20 protein-coding genes, 1 pseudogene and 1 riboswitch are annotated in these 25,157 nt (G+C 38.3%); of the genes and pseudogenes, 7 read left to right on the top strand and 14 right to left on the bottom strand.

The window, feature by feature from the left end:
• Position 1 precedes the first annotated feature (1 nt).
• From VZF35_RS11480 to VZF35_RS11460, 5 genes are all read left to right on the top strand, one after another.
• Positions 2-1,228 carry a YbbR-like domain-containing protein gene (locus tag VZF35_RS11480; protein WP_407313679.1) on the top strand — a complete coding sequence of 409 codons (1,227 nt, stop codon included), beginning with the start codon at positions 2-4 and terminating at the stop codon, positions 1,226-1,228.
• Positions 1,229-1,244: 16 nt separating this feature from the next.
• The gene (locus VZF35_RS11475) at positions 1,245-2,846 is read left to right on the top strand and encodes an NAD(P)/FAD-dependent oxidoreductase (RefSeq protein WP_407313677.1); all 1,602 of its coding nucleotides are present in this window, start codon (positions 1,245-1,247) and stop codon (positions 2,844-2,846) included.
• Between the two features lie 129 nt (positions 2,847-2,975).
• A complete protein-coding gene (glmM, locus tag VZF35_RS11470; RefSeq protein WP_407313675.1) occupies positions 2,976-4,313 on the top strand; it encodes a phosphoglucosamine mutase in 1,338 nt (445 codons plus the stop codon).
• Positions 4,314-5,133: 820 nt separating this feature from the next.
• Positions 5,134-6,957: a glutamine--fructose-6-phosphate transaminase (isomerizing) gene (gene glmS / locus VZF35_RS11465; protein ID WP_407313673.1), complete on the top strand. Its 1,824-nt coding sequence runs from the start codon at positions 5,134-5,136 to the stop codon at positions 6,955-6,957.
• A gap of 250 nt (positions 6,958-7,207) precedes the next feature.
• Positions 7,208-8,683, top strand: coding sequence for an IS1182 family transposase (locus tag VZF35_RS11460; protein ID WP_407314430.1), 1,476 nt, complete (start codon positions 7,208-7,210; stop codon positions 8,681-8,683).
• A gap of 565 nt (positions 8,684-9,248) precedes the next feature.
• Here the strand turns inward: VZF35_RS11460 and VZF35_RS11455 are convergent.
• From VZF35_RS11455 to VZF35_RS11425, 7 genes are all read right to left on the bottom strand, one after another.
• Positions 9,249-10,199 carry a hypothetical protein gene (locus tag VZF35_RS11455; RefSeq protein ID WP_407313671.1) on the bottom strand — a complete coding sequence of 317 codons (951 nt, stop codon included), beginning with the start codon at positions 10,197-10,199 and terminating at the stop codon, positions 9,249-9,251.
• A 100-nt stretch (positions 10,200-10,299) separates the two neighbouring features.
• Positions 10,300-11,268, bottom strand: a complete 969-nt coding sequence (locus VZF35_RS11450; RefSeq protein ID WP_407313669.1) for a DUF4238 domain-containing protein — start codon at positions 11,266-11,268, stop codon at positions 10,300-10,302.
• A 418-nt stretch (positions 11,269-11,686) separates the two neighbouring features.
• Positions 11,687-11,962: a hypothetical protein gene (locus VZF35_RS11445; RefSeq protein ID WP_407313668.1), complete on the bottom strand. Its 276-nt coding sequence runs from the start codon at positions 11,960-11,962 to the stop codon at positions 11,687-11,689.
• Positions 11,963-12,076: 114 nt separating this feature from the next.
• Positions 12,077-12,991 (bottom strand): bacteriophage abortive infection AbiH family protein, encoded by a 915-nt coding sequence (locus VZF35_RS11440; protein ID WP_407313666.1) that lies wholly within the window; start codon positions 12,989-12,991, stop codon positions 12,077-12,079.
• Positions 12,992-13,225: 234 nt separating this feature from the next.
• Positions 13,226-15,325, bottom strand: coding sequence for a Mov34/MPN/PAD-1 family protein (locus VZF35_RS11435; protein ID WP_407313664.1), 2,100 nt, complete (start codon positions 15,323-15,325; stop codon positions 13,226-13,228).
• Entirely contained in the window at positions 15,318-16,490 is a 1,173-nt protein-coding gene (locus VZF35_RS11430; RefSeq protein WP_407313662.1) for a metallohydrolase, read from the bottom strand. Before VZF35_RS11430 ends, VZF35_RS11435 begins: the two co-directional genes overlap by 8 nt.
• Before the next feature lie 284 nt (positions 16,491-16,774).
• Complete coding sequence (locus VZF35_RS11425) at positions 16,775-17,515, bottom strand: hypothetical protein (protein WP_407313660.1); 741 nt, start codon at positions 17,513-17,515, stop codon at positions 16,775-16,777.
• A gap of 577 nt (positions 17,516-18,092) precedes the next feature.
• Here VZF35_RS11425 and VZF35_RS11420 point away from each other — a divergent pair.
• A complete protein-coding gene (locus VZF35_RS11420) occupies positions 18,093-19,130 on the top strand; it encodes a hypothetical protein (protein WP_407313659.1) in 1,038 nt (345 codons plus the stop codon).
• A gap of 910 nt (positions 19,131-20,040) precedes the next feature.
• On the opposite strand, the gene VZF35_RS11415 is transcribed toward VZF35_RS11420, so the two are convergent.
• Positions 20,041-21,051 (bottom strand): hypothetical protein, encoded by a 1,011-nt coding sequence (locus VZF35_RS11415; RefSeq protein ID WP_407313657.1) that lies wholly within the window; start codon positions 21,049-21,051, stop codon positions 20,041-20,043.
• A gap of 134 nt (positions 21,052-21,185) precedes the next feature.
• On the bottom strand, positions 21,186-21,410 hold the full coding sequence (locus tag VZF35_RS11410; protein ID WP_407313655.1) for a hypothetical protein: 225 nt from the start codon (positions 21,408-21,410) through the stop codon (positions 21,186-21,188).
• Between the two features lie 346 nt (positions 21,411-21,756).
• Between VZF35_RS11410 and VZF35_RS11405 the strand changes: the two genes are divergently transcribed.
• A complete protein-coding gene (locus VZF35_RS11405; protein ID WP_407313653.1) occupies positions 21,757-22,089 on the top strand; it encodes a hypothetical protein in 333 nt (110 codons plus the stop codon).
• Positions 22,090-22,428: 339 nt separating this feature from the next.
• Here VZF35_RS11405 and VZF35_RS11400 read toward each other — a convergent pair whose 3' ends face one another.
• From VZF35_RS11400 to VZF35_RS11380, 5 genes and pseudogenes are all read right to left on the bottom strand, one after another.
• The gene (locus VZF35_RS11400; protein ID WP_407314585.1) at positions 22,429-22,626 is read right to left on the bottom strand and encodes a transposase; all 198 of its coding nucleotides are present in this window, start codon (positions 22,624-22,626) and stop codon (positions 22,429-22,431) included.
• An 11-nt stretch (positions 22,627-22,637) separates the two neighbouring features.
• Positions 22,638-23,057, bottom strand: coding sequence for a hypothetical protein (locus VZF35_RS11395; RefSeq protein ID WP_407313651.1), 420 nt, complete (start codon positions 23,055-23,057; stop codon positions 22,638-22,640).
• A gap of 66 nt (positions 23,058-23,123) precedes the next feature.
• A pseudogene (locus VZF35_RS11390) lies at positions 23,124-23,267 on the bottom strand (DUF3231 family protein); the annotation flags it as partial.
• A gap of 176 nt (positions 23,268-23,443) precedes the next feature.
• Positions 23,444-23,541: riboswitch (SAM riboswitch) on the top strand.
• Positions 23,542-23,934: 393 nt separating this feature from the next.
• Positions 23,935-24,621, bottom strand: a complete 687-nt coding sequence (gene sfsA, locus VZF35_RS11385) for a DNA/RNA nuclease SfsA (RefSeq protein WP_407313649.1) — start codon at positions 24,619-24,621, stop codon at positions 23,935-23,937.
• Positions 24,622-24,813: 192 nt separating this feature from the next.
• Positions 24,814-25,062, bottom strand: a complete 249-nt coding sequence (locus VZF35_RS11380) for a hypothetical protein (protein ID WP_407313648.1) — start codon at positions 25,060-25,062, stop codon at positions 24,814-24,816.
• Positions 25,063-25,157 lie beyond the last annotated feature (95 nt).

Below are 25,157 nucleotides of genomic sequence, written 5' to 3'. Positions count from 1 at the left end.
CATGGTAGAGATTTTACGGCGAAACCTCGGGGTCAAGCTGCTATCCTTCTTATTTGCAATTCTTTTTTGGATATTTGTCATGAATCAAGGTACTACTGACAAGCTAATACCTGATCAGACACTGACGGTGCCTTTGGTAGTCAGCAACTTGCCCCAAAATATGATCGTCATGAGTCAGCTTCCCTTAGTCAGTGTTCGTTTCCAAGGGATTAACCCCAGCGCCAATATTAAGGATATTTATGCTCAGATTGATCTCACGGGCGGTACCGTGGGAGAGCATAGCTATACTATTAAAGTCAATACACCGACAGGAACGAATGTCGTAGATGTTCAGCCGGCGAGTATTAAATTAGTTTTAGACAGCGTCCAAGAGAAGACGGTAACAGTACAGGCTGTCGTATCAGGCAATCCGGCAGATGGTTTTCAGATGGGCACTCCTATTGTTAAACCCTCGGCAGTTAATGTCAGGGGTCCAAGTTCGATTGTTGGCAGCTTAGATAAAGTGACTGCAGAGATTAACCTTGCTGGGGCCAATGATACTGTTGAAGTGTCTCGCCCGATAAGCTTTCGAGATAAGGAAGGCAAGCCCATTTTCGGGCCTAACCCCAGCGTCGATATTTTGACCTCTTACCCGAGCAGCGTGGACGTTATTGTCCCGGTCGTGTCCAAAGGGATGTCTTCAAAAATGATCCCTTTGAAAGTAACGACAACCGGAACAGTGCCCCAAGGAAAGGTGCTCAGCTCTTTACTGCCTTCGCCTGCCAGCGTCCAGGTTTCTGGCACCCCGCAAGCTTTAAAGGGGTTTGATTCTCTGAGTATTGGTCCGATAGACCTCAGCAGCCTTACAGAAGACAAAACATTCCAGATTCCGCTGGATAAAGTTACCTTGCCCTCGGGTGTTACATTCCTCGATGGAACGACGATAAGCGTTATTGCTCAGATCGGACCGGGGCCTATTCAAAAAACTATTACTGGAGTCCCAGTTCAGATCCGAAATGTTGGTACAGGTCTCGATGTCGACCAAACAATTGCTCCGATTGATGTGGTGGTTGTAGGCCTCCCGGATATCCTGAAAAACTTAACTGCCGACCAGATCCAACTTTGGGTGGATGCCTCTGGTCAGGCAGCAGGAAGCTATAGTAATACGTCAGTTTTTTGGCAGCTTCCACCTGGGGTAACCATGCCGACAACACCGCAAGTAAGCTATAGCCTTAAAACTCATGGCTAAAAGGAGAACCGTCAGAGTGGACTTAATATGGACGAATTTAAGAATTCCGGTCGAAGATGATGGCTTATTGAGAGCCACGATGGCCCGCAAGTTGAAAGTCCCTGAACCAATGATTCAGGGTCTTCGTTTCTTGCGCCGATCGTTAGATGCTCGCAAAAAGCCTCATCTAGCGTTTGTGTACACACTTCAGTTTTCTCTGGAGATTCCTCATAAAGAAGGATATCGTCTTTTGTCAAGGATTCCCGGACTAAAAGAAGCTCCTCAAGAGGTTCCGATAGTCTGGCCCAAGCCCGGCAGGACTTTGACCCATCGTCCCATAGTGGTGGGTTCAGGTCCTGCGGGGTATTTTGCTGCCCTTGCCTTAGCTCGAAAAGGATATGCGCCTCTAGTGCTGGAGCGAGGTGACTCGGTTGAAGAACGAACTCGTAAGGTTGAAGAATTTTGGCAGAGAGGGTTGTTGGATACTGAGAGTAATGTTCAGTTTGGAGAAGGCGGAGCAGGAACGTTTTCAGACGGCAAATTAACGACCCGCATCCAGGACCGGCGGATTACTGAAGTCTTGGAAACCTTTGTCAAGCACGGCGCACCATCTGAGATCCGGTTTTTAGCGAAGCCTCATATTGGCACAGACATTCTGAAAGGAGTGGTCAAGGGGATTCGGCAGGAAATCAAATCACTGGGCGGAGAAATCCGTTTTCGCGCTAAAGTCACAGGCCTGAAATTGTCCAGCGGCCAGGTCCAAAGCGTCTTAGTTAATGGTCAGGAAGAAATTCCAGTTGAGGCCATAATTCTGGCAGTTGGACATAGTGCTCGAGATGTTTATGAATTCCTATTTGATCAGAACATTACTTTGGAACGGAAGGGCTTTGCAATCGGTCTGCGTATAGAGCACCCTCAGTCAATCATCAATTTAGCTCAATATGGCGTTGAAGAACACCCGTTGGTTGGCCCGGCAGATTATCAATTGACCTATCAGGACCTGGAGACGGGTCGAGGGGCTTATGCTTTTTGCATGTGCCCGGGAGGTAAGGTTGTGGCAGCTGCTTCAGAAGCGGGAGGAGTAGTCACTAACGGAATGAGTGAATTCGCCCGGGATACGGCCTTTGCCAATAGTGCCATTGTTGTGACGGTGGGGGCGGATGACTTTGCAACTGCTCACCCTTTAGCTGGTCTAGAGTTTCAAAGAACCTGGGAACGAAAAGCATTTGCTGCCGGGGGTGAAAGTTATTGCGCCCCTGCACAGCGTGTGCCGGATTTTCTGGAGGGCAAGGTGTCCGATCATTTTGACTTACCCGCAAGTTATACTCCGGGTGTCGTTGCTCGTGATCTCCATAGTGTCCTGCCGCAGTCGGTAGGAGAAGTGCTGGGAAGAGCTCTGCGAGTATTTAATGATAAAATCAAAGGGTTTGCAGAGAATAAAGCGACACTGACGGGTGTCGAGACGAGAACTAGTTCCCCCATTCGTATCGTACGCAGCGAACGAGGGGAATCCTTGAGTTTAGCAGGGCTGTTTCCGGCAGGGGAAGGCGCAGGTTATGCCGGAGGGATCACCAGTGCGGCTGTGGATGGATTAAGAATGGCCGAGCAGCTTATGGCGCAATACGCCAAGTTAGAGTAAAATAGGATCATCAATGAAAAAATAGTTTAATCTGGTGTTAAAGAAGTATTGAACATTCCGTCCATAAATTTATAATGATAAGGGCACAAGCTATCAAGTTAAATTTAGAGAAAAAGGGAGAGAGAAGACTTGGGGCGACTCTTTGGAACCGATGGGGTACGCGGCGTGGCCAATAGCCAGCTGACACCGAACCTCGCTTTTCGCCTTGGGCAAGCAGGTGCGTATGTTTTGAGTAAGGAGCATCCACACCCGCGAATTGTGATCGGCAAGGATACCCGGATTTCAGGGGATATGCTGGAGGCAGCATTAATCTCCGGAATTTGTTCTGTCGGAGCGGATGTTTTACGAGTGGGTGTCTTGCCGACACCAGGAATTGCTTATTTAACGCGAACTCTAGATGTCAGTGCAGGTGTTGTTATTTCAGCATCCCATAACCCAGTTCAAGATAATGGGATAAAGTTTTTCGATTCCACGGGATTTAAACTGCCGGATGTCATTGAGGATGAAATTGAAAGTATCGTCTTAAGTGAAGAAAAACCCTGGGAAGTCCCAATCGGCGGAGAAGTCGGACGGGTGATTGAGGTCAATGATGCCGGACGGCGGTACATAGATTTTCTCAAGGAATCCATAGGCCGCCTCGATGGGCTTAAAGTGGTCTTGGATTGTGCAAATGGCGCAGCATCTTATGTTGGGCCTGCTGTGCTGCGGGAATTTGGAGTGGAGGTTATCCCGATTTTTAACACTCCGGACGGGGTAAATATTAATGCAGGCTGTGGTTCGACTCATCCGGAAGAACTGCAACGTGCTGTATTGGAGCATGGAGCTGACCTCGGACTAGCTAACGATGGAGATGCCGACCGCCTGATCGTAGTGGATGAGCTTGGGAATATCTTAGATGGTGATTTCATCATGGTGATTTGTGCATTAGCTCAGAAGGCTAAGGGAAGCTTGGCTGAAAACGCCGTCGTTGTCACAGTCATGAGTAATCTGGGATTACACATCGCTCTTAAAGAAGCGGGAATTACTGTTTATGAGACTCAAGTCGGAGATCGCTATGTCATGGAAGAACTGCTTAGAACAGGCGCGAAACTGGGTGGAGAACAGTCGGGGCATATTATTTTCTTAGATCACAACACGACAGGGGATGGTCTGTTAACTGCTCTCCATTTGTTGACCGTGGTCAAGGAACGACAAATTCCCCTTTCTCAGCTTGCTTCCCAAATGCAGCGTTTGCCTCAAGTGCTCCTCAATGCTCGGGTTAAAAATAAGGAACGGCTTATGTCTGACGGGAAAGTACTTGCTAAAGTTCGAGAAGCCGAAGAGGCTTTGGGTGAGCGGGGCCGTGTCTTGGTACGCCCTTCGGGGACAGAACCTTTGATTCGAGTGATGGTGGAGGGACCGGACCAAGAAAAGCTAATGTTATTAGCCCAAGATGTCATTGACATAATTAATCAGTGTGATGCATAAAGATACCATTGGATAATTTTTAAATTTGGCGTATAATGGTTCATGTGTTGGAACAGGTATATACCTAAATGCATATGTTGATATTATCCATGTGCTTTAGAACCTCGGAGAGCTTACAGAGCTTTGTGATAAAAGATACGTACCAAGTTTCAGTGCATGAACCTGTTTACTCAATAGGCCTTGGAACTCGATCAAAGGGAAGTTTGATCTGAGTTAGGAAGTGAAAGAGGTGATGCTTTAAGAAAAGAGCAGAGAGACTGGAAGATGTTTAGGTTCATTAATGAATATTGCGTTGTTTCAGAATAGTTGAAGCGCCAGGGCCTTAGGCAGGTTTGGCTTAAGGTCGACGAGGAAGAGGGTTATCGAACGATTCGGCGGGTCCCTCTCGGTGAACTTGTTACCGTTACGCTTACATAAAGCCGGAGAGTAATTTCCGGGACAAAGGGTAAGTGAACAAGATAAGGGGATAATCTGCCTTTTTTACACTGTCAGAAAGTATGACTTTGCGGAATGCTTTCCACAGCATAAGGGCAATTAGGCGTTGCTTGCGCCAAAGCTAACAAGTACGAAGACTGTCTTCAAGCACCAGTCGAGTTTTTATCCCCTTAAGTAGAATACCCAGAAGCTGAAGCAACGAAGTCGTCCGGTTTGGACGACTTTTTGTGGTGCCTTGAATTCAATGTTAGAGATTTAGAAATGGAATATTTAGGAGACCGGGCAGCTAATTCGGAGATTTGCGTCATTAAATTGAGTTTTGGTATGAATAGATAGATAGCAGTTCGATTCATGACTGCTGAAGGATTGAGGGGAGTAAAAGAATATGTGCGGTATCGTTGGATATATAGGTAAACAAGCGGCTATTCCGATTTTGGTAGAGGGTCTGAAGAAATTAGAATATCGGGGATATGACTCGGCTGGGGTAGCCGTATTAGACCCCGAAGGGATATCTGTGTCTAAAAGCGTCGGTAAGTTAGTTGCTTTGGAAGCGGAGATCGGGGAGAATTTTTCCCAATCGTCCATCGGCATCGGTCATACACGCTGGGCCACTCATGGTCGCCCTTCACAGGTCAATGCTCATCCCCATGGGGATTGTGGGCAAGGCTTTGCAGTCGTGCACAATGGCATCATTGAAAATTATCTGGAATTAAAAGATCAGCTCATCGAAAAGGGGCATCATTTTGCTTCAGAAACAGACACAGAAGTTTTAGCGCATCTCGTTGAGGATGCTTACGATGGAGATTTAGAAGCGGCTGTACGGAAAGTATTAGAGCTGATTCACGGCTCCTTTGCTATCGTTGTACTCAGCCGCAAAGATCCGGATAAGCTGGTAGCCGCCCGTAAAGACAGTCCGATGGTCGTAGGCCTCGGAACTGGAGAGTTTTTTGTAGCGAGCGACATTACCGCTATTCTGAACCATACTCGTAAAGTGTATATTCTTGACGATGGGGAAATGGTCGTGCTCACAGAAGCCGGAGTCAAAATTACAGACTTCGCAGGAAATCCTCACGTAAAAGAAGTCATGGATGTCAAGTGGGATGCTGTAGCAGCTGAAAAAGGCGGTTATGAGCACTTTATGCTCAAAGAAATTCACGAGCAGCCTCGTGCCCTGAAGGATACGATGCTCGGTCGTTTGGAAGAGGAGAAAGTTGTTCTTCAAGAAGTAGATTTGACTTCAGAAGAGCTCGCCCAGATTCACAAAGTTTATATCGTTGCCTGCGGGACTGCTTGGCACGCCGGGTTAGTCGGTAAAACCTTAATTGAACGCTGGGCTCATCTCCCTGTGGAGGTAGACATTGCCTCAGAGTTTCGCTATCGCTCACCACTTATTGACGAACACACCCTTGTGGTGGTTGTAAGTCAGTCCGGCGAGACCGCCGATACCTTGGCAGCCCTGCGCGAGGCTAAGAACCGTGGAGCACGCGTCATTGCCGTCACGAATGTCGTGGGCAGCACCGTTTCCCGAGAAGCCCATGATGTAATCTTTACCTGGGCGGGTCCGGAAATTGCAGTGGCCTCGACGAAGGCCTATACAACTCAATTGGAGGGCATGGTATTACTCGGATTGTATCTTGCCCAAGTCAAAGGAACGCTGCCTCCGGCTAAGATCGGGGAAATCATTGGAGACCTGAAAAAGATCCCTGCTCAAGTTCAGGAAATCCTCGATCAGGAAAGCATCCTTCGTGAATTGGCTAAGTCGTTTGTCGACGTAGAAGATACTTTCTTCCTAGGTCGTTCATTAGACTGGGCTGTGGCCATGGAAGGAGCCCTAAAGATGAAGGAAATCTCCTATATCCACGCCGAAGCCTATGCCGCTGGGGAACTGAAACACGGCACTTTGGCCCTCGTCACGGAACAAACCCCTGTCTTGGCTCTAGCAACCCAACGGGATGTGTTTGATAAAACTGTTTCGAATATCAAGGAAGTTAAAGCACGGGACGCCAAAGTCTTTGGCTTGACCTATAAGGGCAACACCAGCCTGGCCAAGTCTGTAGATCAAGTGATCTATGTTCCTGAAACAAGAGACGAACTCGCTCCGCTCCTCACTGTCATTCCGCTCCAACTCCTGGCCTACTATGTATCCGTTGCCAGAGGGTGTGACGTAGATAAGCCGAGGAATTTAGCGAAGAGTGTGACGGTAGAGTAGGGGATTGCGTCTGTAACAGGTTATTGTGAGTTCTCATAAAGTTTGGGACTGCTCTCAAATAGTTTGGGACTGATTCTCATAAAGTTTGGGACTCAAAAACTAAGAATGTATAAATACACAAAGAAGAGCACTAGTCGGAGGCCGCTGAAAAAGTTAATTTGAAAAATAAAAGAGAGCTGGAATTATGAAAATAAGTAATTCCAGCTCTCTTTTTGATACAATTAAAGTACTAACACAAGCGGGTGATTCGATGATAAAAAGGCAAACTAACCTGGTCCTGAGTCCTTACATAGAATTATATGAGTTAATTGTACCAAAAGATAACTTATTGCGTCAGATGAATGAATTGGTGGACTTTACATTTATCTATGACGAGTTAGCAAATGTCTATTGCCAAAATAATGGACGTGGTGCCATCGACCCCGTAAGAATGTTTAAATATCTTTTGCTGAAAAGTATTTTCGACATTTCAGATGTTGATGTCGTTGAACGATCAAAATACGATATGTCATTTAAGTATTTCTTGGGTATGGCCCCAGAAGAAGAAGTTATCGATGCAAGCTCATTAACGAAATTTAGAAGGTTGCGGCTAAAAGATTCAAACTTACTTGATCTATTAATCAATAAGACAGTGGAAATCGCCTTGGAACAAGGAATCATAAAAAGCGAATCTATTATTGTAGATTCCACCCATACAAAGGCTAGATACAATCAGAAATCACCACGGGAAAACCTAGTTGAGTATTCAAAAAGGCTGCGTAAAACAGTCTATGCCATAGATGAAACGATGAAGGAACAATTCCCTCCTAAGGTTAATAATGGATTACTGGAAGATGAACTGGACTATTGCCAAAAGCTAATAGCGGTAATAGAATCTACAGAAGCCATTTCTAGCTATCCTGCTGTTAGGGAAAAGTTAAATATGCTAAAAGAGCTCGTTGAAGATGACATTGAGCGTTTAAGTCTATTGTCAAAAGATACTGATGCTAAGGTTGGTCATAAAACAGCAGATACTTCATTTTTTGGATACAAAACACATATCGCAATGACTAAAGAGAGAATCATAACCGCTGCAGTTGTTACATCCGGTGAAAAACACGATGGTAAGCAACTCCAAGAATTAGCAGAGAAAAGCAAACAGGCAGGTATTAAAGTAAGAGGTATAATAGGCGATACAGCTTATTCAGAGAAAGAGAATATTACCTATGCTAAAAACCACAATATTAACTTAGTCTCTAAATTAAGCAAAACCGTAACCCATGTTAAGGCTGGCCGCACAAATCCCAATGATTTTGAATTTAATAAAGATGCCGATAGGTATGTCTGTAAGGCTGGACATATGAGCTTTAAAAAAACAAGTACTCGCTCCAAAAAGCATGCAAAAGATGGTTTGGGAACTGTTGAATCCTACTTTTTTGATGTAGAAACGTGTAAAACTTGCACTTTTAAGGCTGGATGCTACAAAGAAGGGGCAAAAACAAAATCTTATTCCGTGACGATTAAGCACCATATCCATGAGGAGCAGGCTGCATTTCAAGAAAGTGAGTTCTTCAAAGAAGAATCCAAGGAACGCTATAAGATAGAGGCGAAAAATAGTGAACTAAAACATAGACATGGGTACGATGTTGCATCTGCCTCAGGTCTATCTGGTATGCGTTTACAAGGGGCAACAACAATATTTGCGGTTAATCTGAAGAGAATAATAACCTTAATGAGAGACAAATAGTAAATAAATATTAATCGGGGTTAAAAAGGAACCAGAAGATGAGCAATTCTCCCGAATTGTCCCAGCTCCTGGTTCCTTTTTTATTGGTAGGTTATAAAATTTGATTCTTTTTCAGCGGCCTCCACTAGTCGTGCTCTTTTTTCAATTCTTAAAATGGTATTAATAATTCTATTTCCAATATCTTTTCTTTTATAAATAGTTCGCATTATTAGCCTTATGTGAATTACTCATCGTTACTGTCACATTATATTTTCCGCATTTTTCCTTGATTTCCTCCTAAAAAGCAAAGTATTCCATAAACAAAGTTAAAGCCCGACCGTCCAAATTAAACGTCCATTCTTTAACTTTGTTTATGGGTTCTGTTCACTTAATCGGTCTTTAGCAAGATCAGTTGCTATAGATGTGGAGATTATAACAATAGCACCAAATTCCAAATAAAGACGCCGGTCTATTGTTTATTGGACATGTAGGGCTATAATGTATGATGATGCTTATCTAGAAGAGCTTGAATTAATATTGATAAATATATGCAGTTCTTGTTCCATTGCTACGCAACTTCCTACTCCTAACCAAAAGCTAGCACTTTCATTCTCTCCAAAGCGATTACTGCTGCATCGATTTGCGCTTGAGTTTCACTTGTGCTTTTATTCAGTGTCGTCTCTGCACTTGTGATCGCAATTTGAAAAACATCGCAAGTTGCTTGCGTAACATTACCGTCTGCTGTTCCTACTGTTTTGCTTGCTTTTAATGTCCGAGCATTCGTTATGGCTGTTTTTAATGCTGTTGTGTCAACTTTATTGACTGCATTGTTAAAGGTTGTCGTTGCCGTTGTTAAAGCGGTTACTGCTGCATCTATTTGCGCTTGGGTTTCACTTGCGCTATTATTCAGTGTCGTCTCTGCACCTGTGATCGCAATTTGAAAAATATCGTAAGTTATTTGCGTAACATTACCGACTACCGTTCCTACTTTTTTGCTTACTTGTAATGTCCGAGCATTCATTATAGCTGTTTTTAACGCTGTCCTACCACTCTCAATTCTTTCTGCCAAAATCATATTGATAACTTCTAACTCTCTGTTATACATTTTTAGCCGATGAATCCTATGACGAAATAAAATATATGCTAATATACCTATAATGGAGATTGTAAGAGCTGTTGGGATATATAGTTTCCATAGATATCCATATGTATTTTGTAATGATTTCTTAAATAAGTTATCTAATATATCATTCGCCTTTTTAGTGTCAATTTTTTGGAAATTTAGCGATCCTACTACCACAGATATAGCCATGTTAGGAACGGACACAACAAACGCGATTGCCATTGTACTCAAAAGAGTCATAAGCCCAATAATTATAGGAGCACCAGTACTACTATCAAAATTATTTTCTCTTACCCCAATTAAAATATCCTCAATTTGTAAACGAAGTGTTAGTAGTTCATCGGTGCCAAATTTCACATAATTAATTTTCGTGTCTTTTATTTTGTTGGAGAATTGCGTATTAATTTGCTGCATCCCTTTTCTTCGCCTTTCTTTCAAACTACCTGGGTTTATGGATAATGTGTACTTCATTTCATGGTCATATCAAAACGATCATAATTCCTTGGTCCATTGGTCAATGCTGTACAGCCATAAACGCTTCTAATTGTGCTTTGTCTTTTGCAAAGGATTGTTCTCTTGAAGCTCTTACTTCGAGCGTGTTATATTTTGCCACTTCATGTATACCAATCTTTAATATTTGTCCGCTTACATATTTTGGATCTGTTGTCAAAAGCAACGCTGTATGTGGTGTGACTGGATAAAATAACTCCATGTCATTAGGGGGTGTTAGTATGTTAAAAGTTGAATAAGTATTGACAACTGGTTGATCTCCAACAATAAAATAACTATCTTCAGCCTGAAGTAAAACGGCGGAAAAATCATGTGTAACATGAGCACCAACATTTGAAGCAAATATCAGAGAAAGTGGGAGCCACATGTTTTCTGGGCATATATCCTTAAAATCTTCATTGATAGCATGGTATTTTGTAAAAACCATTGTTAATGAATCACGCATGCGTTTTGTCCTAAAATATTGATTACATAGAAAAAAAGAAAACTCATCACGGCTTTTTTCTATCTTCCAAAAGCTCAAGTCGTTTTGCCTAATGAGCTCCATATACTGCATTCCTGTGGACTCAATTTGACTGTGAAGCTTTTCAATGTATTCGATATTCCAGTTTTTAAATTCTTGATTGCTTTCTATTTTGACGCGGTCAGTTGGAAGACCCATTGAATAGTTAAGGCGAACCACTTCATCCGCTAGATCAAAGGGAGCACAGTATAGATTGAGCCAGCCTTCATTTACTTTTCTTTGTCTGCCTGTAACGCTTTTGATTGTCATTTCGTAAACGAGATGTCTTTCCTGTTTCGACAATTCTTTTATACCATAAAAGTAGTTTTCATGAGCAATATTCATCAGTGAAACAGTAAAAATCTTATTGTCTCGAAGGCACACAATTGTTCCAGTGCTAGAATCATTATTTGTCCAAGGAGCCAGATAACTGCGCCAAATATAATGCTGTTTCTTGGTTGTTTGATTCACAGTAGAAGCCCCCTTTTCAAATGTGTAGCCGTTTCCTAACATGAAATCTTTCGAGTTGCACATCGAAGCCAATCTACCACCAGTTGATTTATGGATTATGCGCAGCTAAGGAAATATGCCTATAGATTGCTATTTTCTTCTATCATCTATCTGTCAAGTATATCAAGGACACGTTTATGGTACGCTGGATCCTCTTCCTCGGCATCATACACAACATGGCGAGAGATATACCGCGTAAAAATTGAATAATCATAGTCTTTTTGGTCTGTCCAAGAAACTAGAAAAATTTTTGAGATTTCTTTATCCCGGAACAAATCGTCAATTGCATTCAACTTTTCACTTCTACATAATGAGTCAAAAGGGTATAAGATAGCACATGAAAATTTATGATTTGTTTTATGCCATGTTGATGCGGTGTTTAGGCTGTCACATTCATAAAGTTTTTTCCGATTTTTACTCTTTCCCCAACTTTTAGGTTCCTTTTTACTTTGGCCCAGCCTAAGAACTCTTCATTTTCAATGTTTTGCATAGAGTTTGTGCGAAATAAGATTAAATGTCCTTCCAATTTCTTGTTCAAGATACGAATGATAAGCTTATGTTTTTCATATTGATGCGTACCAGTCAATAGCATACATTTTTCATTTGACCTTAGGAATTCCTCAATTTGTGCAACTGCTTGTTCTCTATTGCCCAATAATATCACTCCTCATTAACTAATTTTCATTGCTATTTGGCGGGTTACAGCATAGAGAATCCTAATTTGTGTCTATAATAATAAACATAATGGAATTAATTAGATTCCAGCTTTCTAAAGATCATAGAAGTCGGTTGAACTTAAAATTTCAATGCGGTTAGCGCCAATTCCACAATCGATTAAGCGATTAAGCATTTGAATCTTTTCACGATTTTGGTGATAATACACTTTCCACTTGGCCTTTTGTTTTGTAATTTCATCAATAAGTTTAAAATATGGAATGTCCACCCCTGCAAGCGAATGGCCAACAACTGATATTTCGGTAATATTTTTTACGGCTAAAAGAAACAGTTTAGGTGTGTATCTACTAATATCTTTATATGTTCGCTCATAATAATCTTCAACGACCCTACATATGCTTGTTTCTTTTTCATCAAACAAACTCTCGGCTTCTAAACGCTTCTTTTGGATATTCTCTATTCTTGTTTTATTACCGTGCCCTAATACAGGAAGGCCATCTCGTTGACGTAAAGAACCATGAATGTGTATAATTCTTCCTGCATCGAGCTTATAGACTGTTTGCAACACGGCCGTATAGTTAAATGTTATATATAACGCATCATTTCTATTATTGATTTCTGTAGTTTTAGATTGAACATCTCTAATTCGAATAGTTCTTACCCATCGATTAAGTAGCTTGGCCAATAGTCTTATATAATTATATTCATTTGAAAAAAAGTAATATAGTGTATCTTCAATCCCAACATCGCCACTTTCCAAATCCATCTCTATGCTAGCAGCTTGGTCAATTATAGTGTCTTCATCAATGTTCGCGAGATTTGTCTCCAATTCATTCCAAAGTATTTCTCTTTTTGCCTTCTCATCCATCCGAGGATAAATATCATAGTGGTCTTCGAATGATGATAAAAATTCAGGATACATATTCTCTAAATATGTTCTGAAATTCCAGTAAGTGGTCGGCAACCCATGCCCTCTATCAAATCCATTTCCCACTATAAAAAGTTGCATAGTTTTTCTCCTTAAAACCTCCAATGATTGTTAAAATATTCGGTTATATGAACTCCAATTATTAGCCTAATAGGAATATGAATTTTATAAGGATCGCTAAAGGCCTAATTCACAAACCAATCTTTTTAAGGAAGCTATGATTTCCATAATAAGGAATGTGGTGGTTCGGCAAATATCTCCTGGAACCCTTGATACACAAGGGTTCCAGTTTCCAACTGTCAAACTCCAGTCTAATTATACCCTTAAAATGCCATTTGGTGTCCATATTAAACAAATTGTAGGTTCATAGTTCCTTAACACTAATATTTTAGCTTTGGTTTCTTTATCAATTGAAGAAGCATTACCTCCTTTCGGATGGCTATGCCATGTTCCTAAATAAGTGAGTAATCCATTTGACTTTCTCTCAATACTCATTACTTCTTTCCTAAGCCCTTTAGTTCCTAGTTCAAAATGCATCTCGTTACTAAGGCTGTCTTCTGGTGCTGGTATAAGGTTTGTTACAGTGATTGTCTTGTTAATTAAGGATATGCAACCAATCAGTGCACCTCCGGTTTCGTTAGGAGCTTTATCAATTGAATGCATTCCCATTTCTGATATTACTTTAGGTTGTAACCTTACCTCCCAGTCATTATCACCTCGAGCAGGAATTATTGTAACTTTTCCAGTATTAAGTTTCTTCCACGAAATCCCCATATCATCATCTTCTACAAAACCTAATAAAAGTTCTCCATTATCAGGGGTATCATTACTCAAGTATTTTTGTACTCTTGCAGCTACACCCGCAGTAGAAATCGATATCCTCGAATCTGGGGCAATTGTTGTAAATGAGCCGCAACCTTGACCAGTACTTGTATAAACAGCTTGTTCACTCAAAAATGTTGTTCTTAGCGTATTATCTATCAAACACTCTGAGTAAACCAATGAAATTAGGTCATCTACGCGAGGATTACGATCTGGTGCTTCCGCTGCTAATAAAGCTAAACGTCCATTATCATATAACGAGGTATTTACAACCGGACCGGTTAATTTATTTTGTATTAATAGATTTCTGACAGAAAGACTTGCTGTAGAATCAATGTATAAGACATTAGTCTTAATCTGATTCACAACTTCGGAAACGTCTCCGTATGTTTTTGAGACAGTTATGCCCATTTTATTTAAGGCATCCTTGACTAATTTCGTTTTTTCTTGATAAAAACCAAATTCAACTAAAGCATATCTCGCATTATTATGTGGGCCAAAAAAACTGTTATCAACGAGAATGAAATTATTATTTCCGTTTCTCGCTAAATGAATGGCGATTTTGGAACCGACACTTCCACAACCAAGTTGAACAATTTGTTTTTCATAAGTTTTCTCTAATCCAGAGAATTTCTGCAACAATAAAGTGTTACAAAAATTATGATGCCCTATAGAAGAAACACCAGCTTTTAGATGAATTTTATTCTTGTGTAACTTTACATTAATGACGAAATTTATAAGTTCAATATCTGTTGTATCATTAATTATTTTATATGGTCTTCTGGCAGCCAGGGTTAAAAACATTATTTTTTTGTCATATTTTTTTAAAATCGGCACAGTTTTATTTAACTTTTCGCGAAAGTCTTCTATTTTTAATAAACTGGCTAGTTCGCATAAATCTGAAAAATTTTCGATATAATTCGGGATATACTTATCGCAGGTAAAATTAAAATTTGCACCGTAAACTCTAGCTAATGTAACATCTTTCTCTTTTAGCAATTCATCATGTAACCCAATTGTCAATCCGAAAACCTCATTTTTTCGCTGAAAAAACCTTACATCATTGCAAAGTTCGTTTGATGAAGCCAACTGTCTAATTAATTCTTCACGATTATAACAAATGAGGCCATTGCAATTATCTGATCTCATAGGCTCCCATCCTTGTTGTTCGTTAATCAAATTATCGGCAGCCGCTTTTTCTAACCAATCAGCTACTTGGTCTAAAATGCCATCAAACCATTTTGGTTGTTGCAACAATTCACCTAAGCTCCCATCATAAATACATGGACAAACTTCTTTATTTGCTGGATTTATATGAGGAAAATCACGATTGAAATCGTCTCTTAGGAAAATAATTGGAGCCTTATATGGGAAATTTTCAGGAAATATAAAATTAACAGGTTCTACCTTTTTTACACCTTTGGCTGTCTCCCCAATTAAATCAAATTTACCGGGTAAATTAATTTGAAAGTCCACCGCAAAATGATATCTTCCGTTCTCAAGTATTTCTATTTCGGATACCTTTTTAATAGCCGGGTGTTCTTGCGCATACCTATGGGCTTGTCTAACCCAATATCTAATCGTATTATCCATGGGGAAAAGCCTCTCCTGTTGCAGATATAGCTGCGGTAGTGAGTTTTGCATTAGATTTTTTTGCTTTCAGTTGGGGCCCGACATTTGTAAGATTAAATACTATAGGTTCTATATTTAAACTAGAGGGATATTCTTCAGTACATAGAAAGTGATCCTTACTTACAATTGTTAAATATTCTTTTTTCGCTGCATATGATGGAGGATCATTATCATCATTTTTAATCGTTTTGCTACTAGCGATTATGAAAGCTCCTTCTTTAGCTTGGCTTAACGATTTCTTTGCGCTATCCGAAATTTGCGGATCATCATTACTGCTTTGGCTATCATTTGATATCGAGTGCCAGGAACAATGATGTGGTGCAGATAAAACATCATATCTCAAATTAGAAAGAAGATTACTAAACTTTTCCCAAAGACATTCCCAAACAAAAACTTCTGCATCACCAGTTACCAATATTTCATTATTATATTGTCCTTCAAAAATCGAAATTTGTAATATTACACTACCTCGATTTTTCTTCTCATAATCTTCGTCTTTTTCTCCTTCTTGTTGAGGTATAGGACCTAATACTTTAACACTTACTTTATGGCTTAATTCTTTACCATTAATTTTAGTAAATGTCGTATCTATGTCTTTTACTATTTGTTCAATATTATCCGTTTTCCCATTAGGATCTTTTCCAATGATTAGGGCTCTGTTCCCTGCGCTTTGAACACTTTTATTGGCTTCAAATAGTTTAACTCTTCTCTTCATTTCTTTATTAAAGGCTTTTGCGTCGTCACAAAGCTTATTACTGTCACTCGCCCTTTTCCAAAAACGTGAAGAACACCATATTTCTTTCATGATGATTTTGGGTTCCTCTCCACTCTTTGGTTTTTCATATTCAGCAGGATCTCCTAAATAAAAGTGATTTTGAATGCCTTTAATGTGATCGTCATCATTATGCGTAAGCAGAAATACATCTACATAAGGGTTCACATCTTGGTCTTGATCCAGTTGTTTTCGTAGAGCCGCTGAAACATCAAAGGTCTCGTCGTTTTCATCATCGGCCGCGCCTCTTATATACATGTCAGTTAAAATTGTTGTATTATCAGCGTCATTAAGTTTAATTAATGTCATTCCTCCATTATCTACGGGAAAATATGTTATAGTAGAAACACTCATTTTTATTCCTCCTAATAATAAGTACTTTTTAATTAGACCTGTGTAATAAGGTTTGGGAGATATCATGGAATTTTAAAGCTAACATCATCTATCACGGTATTCAATCCGTATAGACTTGATTAATATCTGATAAACAACGAAGTTGTTATATGGACAGTAACCGTTTTTAGGATTAAGTGCTAATTTTTATTTACTAGCAAGCTAAAGCATCATTTTTTATGGAATCTAAAACGTTAGCAACAAAGATCATAAACTCGACAGACGTTTATTACTATCTGTTACTTTCAGACCCTTCTACATTCGGAGTCACAATTAGCTAGCAATGCACGTGCATACGCTTCAGCTGAACTATTTACCCAATTAGGTGTGATTAGGATCAGCCAAATTAATAGGGAAATTAACGATATGATGATAGTTCCCCAAATATGGAATGGTACAATTTTAAGATTAGTTTTATGTGATAAACTAATTGCGAATCCGCTTCCAACAAGAGATACGACAGAAATTATCAAACCCCATGGTTTAAGTCCCCATAAATTTCGGCTAAATCCATAGTTGCAATTTTCTTCAAATACTAATGGAAATAGACCTTTATCCCTTGTCTGTTCCCGAAGCCAATTGATAGCCGATTGGTATAGTTGATCGGCTTCATCGGGATTAGCCGATTCTTGCTCAACAGTAGGTATCGACATTCCTGAAATATTGTCCTGTAAGTATTTGTGATACCTAGCTTTGGTTATTTTATCAATGGTATAGTCCCTATGCCTAAGCATTTTTGTGGTCGGCATTCCGCTCCATATTTGTATTAAATGGGATTGTTTTTTGTATCCAGCATTACGGCTAATTCTAACTAGTAAAGCGAATATTCCAATAGCCCCCAGAAATGATATTATTCCCCCGCTTAACGACTGCAATTGAGGAAACCACAAGACAAGTGTAACAATGGCTGGAAAGGCTGTTAGTAATGCAGGTTCTAAACGGGCTTTACGGTCATATTGGTCAAAACGACCAGCGAAATCAAACATAACTATCTCTCCATTTTCCCTAACGGTAATGTCTAACCTATGAATACCATAACCTAACGGGTATAAGCATTAAGAATCATGTTTTTCAAACTATTACCTAATCAATAAATTAATTCAAATAACTTCAAATAACTTTATACCACCATTTTGATTAAAAAATACACAAAGATAATTCTAAATAAGTAGTTTCGTCTGAAATCAAAGAAGGAATTTTCCCTGCTCAGGGAGAATAAATTATATTGTAACCAGGAAATTTCTAATGACTGGTGTGAGAGCCATGCATTAGTGTTTCATTGGTCGATGGAGGTTAGGGATAACTCCATACCTATAGCCTACATCTGAAAAGGTCTAAGAGGGACTAGCCTTGGCGGGACGGGTTCCTCTTTTTGTTTTGTAATTCCCACAGCAACACTCCTTTTTGAAATATCTTCCTTTACCGTTTATAGAATAGCACAACGATTTTACATATTCAATAGTATAGTAAAATATTTTACTAAATTTTTTTGCCATTGAATGTATTTATCTATTTATTTACTTTTTAATTATTTTACTGTATAATTCCCAGTGAGGTGTTAATATGCCAAAAGTAAATATTACAAAAGAACTCGCAGAAAAAATAAAAGAGTTACGAATAAATAACAAAGTAAAAGCTGTTAATCTCGCCGATCATATCAAAAAAAGTCCTGCATATATAACTAAATTGGAAAATGGCGATATCAAAAAACTAGACTACGATGAATTACTAACAATTTTTGATTTTATATCAAAAGATGAGGAAGATTTCGGGAAGATTATTGATAAACTTTCCTTAGAACCCGACTTAAAAGAACAAACGTGGTTTTTAAATTTTGATACTGTTACACGGAAAATACCTATTCCAAGTGATTTAGTAGATTATATAAATAAAATAATATCAGACTTAGGACTTACTATTTCATTTGTGGTTAATTATGTTAATCAAAACGACGATCTTTCGGATTTTAATGACAAATATAATATAGATGTTAGTAAATTCAAATGTAACTATTGGCATACTTATGAGGACCCCGATGGTAAAATTTCTACTTTTATAAGAATGGAATTAAATCTTAATCAAATAATAGGCATACTCGAAAAGAAAATTGACACATCTAATTATGTAACAATTCAAAGCATCCTATATAATTTATTTCGCCTTGGACATGGCTCGAATGTTCCTTTGAATGATGAAGACAATGAGAAAATCAAAGAAGAGGTTGTAAATATTTTAAATTCCTATAAATTTTATTCATCAATAGAAAAGAATAGAGTTTTAGAAAGTGCTGTAACAAAACAGGAGTTTAATTCTCTACTGAATGAGTTTGATTTAACTAACAGGAAATTGATAAATGAATTCTTAAGTTATATTAGCTTTTTGTCCGAGTTCAACATTAAATACACTAATGAGAAAATGGTTCTTGTTAATCAAAATTTTGACTGGGATGCAAGCTACCTTCTTTCTATAACAAGCCTCCCGTTCTGCGGATTGGATAACATAAGTAAAAGTATGAAGAAAAACTTATTAGAGGATATTAAAAATTTAATCGAAAATTATAAGAATAAACCTGAGCCAGAGAAAACTATTGAATTTTATTGATAAATAAAGTAATACTGCACAATTCATTTAAATCATTTGTAAGATGAAAACATCATTTCATTTAGCCGTATTAATTAGCGATTATGGCAAATAAAACCCTTTACTGATAAGGGTAAGGGTTCTATTCTAATTACAAAATCACTTAGTTTTTGTAGGTAAAATGAAGGGGCCGTGTTGAAACTTTAGTTTCTCACGGCCCCTTAGGAGTTTTACAATGAGGGTATTGCAACCTCTAAATCCTTTTATTGATAGTTTCAACTTCGCATTATAGATCTCCATGTGGCCTTCGTGCCACACCATCAAATGAATGGAAACTGGGTTCTAGTGTCAATACTCTTGCTACGGTATAAGGTCGAAATGTCTTGGTGCGTTTGAGCCCGATGTTATAGACTGATTCAGGCTTCCTGCTTGCACCACAAATTGTTGCCATCAGCACGCAGGGTAGATTAATACTTTACAGGAAGCCCGCCGTAAATTTAGATCGTTGAGGTCTTTCAATGAATGTTATTTACGAGCGGAGTTTAAGAACTTGACGTTAATCCATGCTATTTTATTCTTAGATATTTCATTTTTCATTAGATTATAAAAACATTAGCCGGGGTTTAGTTATCTACTTCCAATTTCCTACTAACTGCGATAAACCTACTCTTTTGGGAACTTACAGTTATTACGCTAATGTGATTACTCATCTTCGCTACCAAAGTACCTTTTTAGCATTATTCATAAATTTTCTTCAAGTTATCGAAGTATTCCATAAGAGCAAAACCAAAAGACGAGCCAATATTACATAAAACGTAATAAAATGTTACACTTTGGGTAATATTACTACCCCCTCACCGTATTTGTGATTCCAACAAAAGTCTTTGTTCAAGCCATTATCATATAAGTATTGAAATGCTTCTTCTCATAATTAACAGAAATCTGTTACCTCGATATTCGGTAATTCTTCTTTAATAACCCTCTCCAGAGCAAGTTGTAGTAAAAGCTTCTTTATTTTGATTGTGAGAACATATATGTCATCTAAACCCTCGAAAGGTAAGGATATTTTCACATCGATTTTCTTAGAAATTACTAAATCAAGAATATCGTAAAGTACTGTATTATTTAGGTTAACAAAATTAAGTAATATTCTCCACAAATTGCAATAACCTTCTTGACCGTTAAATATATCTCCAAATTGAATAAATATATATAGAATATCGGCAATTTTATTAAGATTAATTCCCCTATGATTTTTTTCGGTATCAGTTGTTAAGCTTAAATCGTATGGTACTTTAAGTAAACTTTTACTTAATGCCATTTCAATATGCAAATTATCATGGGATAAATTTTGTATGCGTGTTAATAGGAATTCTTTCGTATATTTACTTCTCATGTATTCTTGAAGAGGTTTTTCAACAAAGCTTAATGATTTATTAATAGAGGGTAGTAAACTTAAAGAACATAAATAACCTCCGGCAATATTTTTTTTATCATGAATCAATTTAAGCTCTTCACAGTAGTCAATCTTTTCTAAGAAATCTATAAAGTTATTAGGCCAACCTTTTATTACTTTTTCGATTACTATGATAAAAGAATATATATCCTTATCTTCTAAATTCACTTTATAAAAATTACTAACTATATTTTTAAATGATATAGACCTTCTATATAAAATCTTGAAAAGAAAGTCAAAGAAAACTAAATACTCCTCGGAGCTTAGATAAGGAAACGTATCCAAGGAACTCTCTTCATTCGATACTAAAGAAAATGCTCTATAAACTCTAATTTGATTATCAAGAATGTACTTATCTGTACATAGGGGTGCTGTTATTGTTGTTAAGTTTTGGCCACAACCACAGCTACCTTCTAAGATATTTTCTAAATTTAAATAAGTATGACACCGTGGACAAGTTGGAATTAAAGAACATTCATGTTTCAAACAGATATGGATTCTTTTACTAAACCAATATTTTCGATGATATAGTTGTTCCTTTAAGCAATACGGACAAAAACATATTTCAATCCCTAGAGAATTATGTTCATAATTATAACTTTTTCCTAATGGGTATTTCGTCATATTAATAATACTTTCCTTCGACAACTTAGTTCTTTAGAAATAGAAGAAATAATTTTATCATTATTTAAATCATCAAGATATCCGATCTCTTTTCGCTTTAATCTAAATAATTCCAGAACCCATTGAGTTTTACACTCATTGGCAATTGCAAGACGGTATGTATAACTTGATAAGCTTTCGTGAGGCAAGGGTGTAGGCCTCCGAAGAAGTACAGTGCTCATTATAAAACCCCCAGTTCTTTAAATTTGAAATTTTGGGAGGTATCAACTTCTTCTCCCCTCTTGTTTCAAGGTTTAAATTTGTGGATTAGTTGTGCAAAGGTTTATGTGTTCATAAGTCACTCCCCCTATTAATGGGGTTTTATTTTTTATAAAAATGGCAAGAATTCATTTATACAATTGGGGGCAGGTGCCGTATTGTAATGCATGTACTTCTATTTAACCCTAAGCCTCAAGTCTTTGAATCACTAACAAGTTATATCTGTCGAGTAGCGGAAGAAAATATGGTTTCTTTGACCATTTTAACGGCAAGAAACTGACAAAATACTCCAATTCGCCTTCGGCAATTATGGATCCTACTAGTCTTGCTAACAGAAGCTGGTTATTCCTTAAATCAACTGATCAATGGGCCTCGACCGGTGGTGTTGTATGTTCTGTTCAGCTAGATGGACAGTCTTTTGCTAGTAATAATACTGTGGCTGCAGTAGTGAATGATGGAGATGGTACTCCGACCCTTCAAATTACGAGAAAGACCGCAAGTGGTTCTTATGCTGTAGGCTCACTTATTACTTCAAGTGACTCTGATTTCGGTACTGCAATCCAGAATGGAGACTATATCATTATTACAGCGGTTGCTCTTAACGGCAAAATGGGATCAATGAAAATTGTTTTCAAGAAATAGCCAAGGATATAAACTTTAGGGATAGACTATTATGTTAGAACAAACTTAATAAGAGATCCCGGAGAGAGAATATTTCTTTGGGATCTCATGTTGATAGTCACAACATATTTCTATTTTTTACATCTCAACTTTCGGCGGTCAAACAAATATCGGGCTTCCGGAATGATCTTTCATAGCGATAGGGGAAGTCAAGTGCGACAAGAAGTCGCTTGATATATTAGGCTACCCCATCCATTCGGGGTAACTCTATTGTGACTAGCGTAGATGGTAACGTCTGGGTTAGAAAGCTCACAAGACAATGTGGAAATCCGAGTAACCTAAAACTGGTTCTTTCCATAGTTAGTTGAATTTACGACTTTTTTCAAGCCGTAACAGCTTCTTCCTTAACATTTCAAAACTATTGCGGCCATACATTATCCTTTTAACAACCTTAAGCTTATTTACACTGCCTTCAGCAAGTACGTTATTGTAGTCATATTTAATGGCATTTTTTACAGCAGTAATATCCCTGGCTATGCCTTTTATAAATGAATTGATTTCGCGAATATTTAAGCCTGACGCTCTACGTATCCACTGTTCAATCCTTTGATTTTCTCCAACCGTTTGAATAACAGCCTTATCAATAATTTACGTTCTACAATTTGAGTGTTTTCTGGCTTCATATTATTGGCATTGTAACTACTCCGAATCAGTTTTTTACGGCCTGCCGCGTAATTCCTTAGTGTAGAGGAAGAACCAGTGTATCCTTTTTGACGAATGTTTGCTTCAATGACAGTCGAGGCAATGCATTTATCGATCAACGTATTTATTTCACCTAGGTATTGATCTAAAATACTTTTTCTCTTAATGCTATAGTTTCCATGGATGGCTGTGATTCCTTCATCGAGATATCGTGTAACCGTTTGCCTCTCATCAATCTGAGGCTTTTCAGGCACCTTAATGGTTACTTCCGCCTTAAAATAGCTCATAAGATAATCTTTACAATAGGCGTTAGATTCTTAAGTAGATGAAATCTGTCACTTACCTGTACCGCCTCAGGATGTGCTTTGTGGCATCTTTTCTAGCCAACCTAATTCAATGGTTAATTCTGCTGCTTCTTTAGCAAGACTAAGAATTTCAGTCATAAATCTCATCATAGTTACCCCTAAATCTTTACGAGTTATAGCAGAAATCGCTTCCCCATACGATGTGGCATTAAATAAATGTTATTCTGTAAGATGACGTATAACTTTGGAAGTGCCATATACCGAATGGTACATACAATGCTATGGGAGGTCACCTAAAATAGTTTGACAAAACGGGAATTGACAACTAATATATTAGTAATTACAAAGAACTAATCAATTGAATAAATCTCTTATCAAGAGTGGTGGAGGGACTGGCCCTATGAAGCCCGGCAACCAGCGTGAGCATGGTGCCAAATCCTGTAGGATTATTCCTAACAGATGAGAGCGATAAAACATCTCTTCGTGTTAGAGGAGATGTTTTTTTATAGGAAGTTTTATTTTCACAGATATATTGATGTTCTTAAGTGAGGTGTTTTTATTATGGATGATATAATTTAGTTTTCTGTAACAAATAACGGAAAAGAACGTTTCGAACGTCTGTGCTTTAACAGGAATGACCAAACAGGAATGGTTTGAACAGGTATTAGAGAAATTTGAAAGGAATTCCGTTTCCTAATTACCTACAAGAATAAGAAATTCAAAATTAAAGGAAAGTCATTGAGTCTTAAAAATATACAGACTCATCAAGGAATAGATTGTTGTAGGAATACATCGATAAGATGAAAGATGCAACAAGTAGTATTATATAAACTATTGGAAATGTAAGTAAGTATTTTTATCAAAGGCGGACTTCTACCGGACTTCCTATGGTTATCTCGTCTTCATAGACAATAGAATCATAGGCCAGAATCGTCACTCCCTTTTCGCTCGCATGCTTCAGGGCCTTTGCAAATTCCGGATCTCTTATTTCATAGGGAGTAAAATAGTTTACCTTCTTCATTTGGATTAGGAAGAAAATGAAACCCGCATACCCTTCTTCTACAGCTTTGATCATTTCATAGATATGTTTGCGGCCCCTCTGCGTAGGAGCATCCGGGAACATGGCAATCCCTTCGTTTTCAAGTGTGACACCTTTTACTTCTATAAATCCTTTCTGTTCTTTGGTTTCAAAGTATAAATCAAATCTGGAATTGCCATAAACAGTTTCTTTGGACAGCGTTGTAACATCATGAAAATCCTTGATTTTTCCTTCCTTTATACCATGATATACAACCATATTGGGGATCTGTGAATCGATATTGATAAGTGCATCTCCTTTGTACACGGCTACAATTGAGTACTTTGTCTTCCGTTCCGTATTTTTTGCTCTTTCTAAAACCACCACAGCTCCTTCCAGTAGTAGTTCTTTGCACCGACCTGTATTTTTAACATGAACGATTTCTTCATGATTGTCTACTATCACATGTGCAATAAATCTATTAGGCCGTTTTATAAATTTAGCAACTTTAACAGATGTATAGTTCAATGTTTGCCCTCCTTTATCTATTAAATCATAGCAGATGATTGCTCAGAAACAAGCTGCACTTCGTGACAACCCCGTAGAGGGCAAATTTGGTGCTAAAGGTATTAGAAAATGGTTTAAAATAAAAAATTCCCGGGTGACCGGGCTGAGAATTTTTATAAAGTTCTCTCCACCTTACTTCTCCTTAGTTTTTTACTAAAAGACTAAAGAGGGTATAAAGGGGGGATCATCATCGTTTTCTTGCTTAAGCATTCGCTTTATAATAAGATATTTTTTGAACCGAAGTGGAATAAGCGAACGTGAAGTAATTTGACTGCTTCTTGCCGGATTTTCTTCAAGGCTACGGTCATTGACATTATTCTTTAATAATGTAAAAGTAATCCCAGAAACAGCCAGTAATATAGTCAAATTTAGAAATAGAAAAATCCAGCTATCAAGTTGCACTTACTCACCTCCCCAAGATTGTTCAATTATATATCTAGAGTGAATCGTTGACAAGTAGAGTGATGCCAGAACGTTCTGGACACTGTGGTCGGTTT

The organism is Desulfosporosinus paludis, from assembly GCF_045689965.1.
Taxonomy (GTDB): Bacteria; Bacillota; Desulfitobacteriia; order Desulfitobacteriales; family Desulfitobacteriaceae; genus Desulfosporosinus; species Desulfosporosinus paludis.
This window is presented reverse-complemented; position numbering and strand designations above follow the sequence as displayed.

What these genes read in the sequence shown, in the direction of transcription:
- VZF35_RS11480 (WP_407313679.1), top strand. Translation starts at nt 2, where the DNA reads ATGGTAGAGATTTTACGGCGAAACCTCGGGGTCAAGCTGCTATCCTTC.
- glmS (WP_407313673.1), top strand. Translation starts at nt 5,134, where the DNA reads ATGTGCGGTATCGTTGGATATATAGGTAAACAAGCGGCTATTCCGATT.
- VZF35_RS11460 (WP_407314430.1), top strand. Translation starts at nt 7,208, where the DNA reads ATGATAAAAAGGCAAACTAACCTGGTCCTGAGTCCTTACATAGAATTA.
- VZF35_RS11455 (WP_407313671.1), bottom strand. Translation starts at nt 10,199, where the DNA reads ATGCAGCAAATTAATACGCAATTCTCCAACAAAATAAAAGACACGAAA.
- VZF35_RS11440 (WP_407313666.1), bottom strand. Translation starts at nt 12,991, where the DNA reads ATGCAACTTTTTATAGTGGGAAATGGATTTGATAGAGGGCATGGGTTG.
- VZF35_RS11435 (WP_407313664.1), bottom strand. Translation starts at nt 15,325, where the DNA reads ATGGATAATACGATTAGATATTGGGTTAGACAAGCCCATAGGTATGCG.
- VZF35_RS11430 (WP_407313662.1), bottom strand. Translation starts at nt 16,490, where the DNA reads ATGAGTGTTTCTACTATAACATATTTTCCCGTAGATAATGGAGGAATG.
- VZF35_RS11425 (WP_407313660.1), bottom strand. Translation starts at nt 17,515, where the DNA reads ATGTTTGATTTCGCTGGTCGTTTTGACCAATATGACCGTAAAGCCCGT.
- VZF35_RS11420 (WP_407313659.1), top strand. Translation starts at nt 18,093, where the DNA reads ATGCCAAAAGTAAATATTACAAAAGAACTCGCAGAAAAAATAAAAGAG.
- VZF35_RS11410 (WP_407313655.1), bottom strand. Translation starts at nt 21,410, where the DNA reads ATGAGCACTGTACTTCTTCGGAGGCCTACACCCTTGCCTCACGAAAGC.
- VZF35_RS11405 (WP_407313653.1), top strand. Translation starts at nt 21,757, where the DNA reads ATGGATCCTACTAGTCTTGCTAACAGAAGCTGGTTATTCCTTAAATCA.
- VZF35_RS11395 (WP_407313651.1), bottom strand. Translation starts at nt 23,057, where the DNA reads ATGAGCTATTTTAAGGCGGAAGTAACCATTAAGGTGCCTGAAAAGCCT.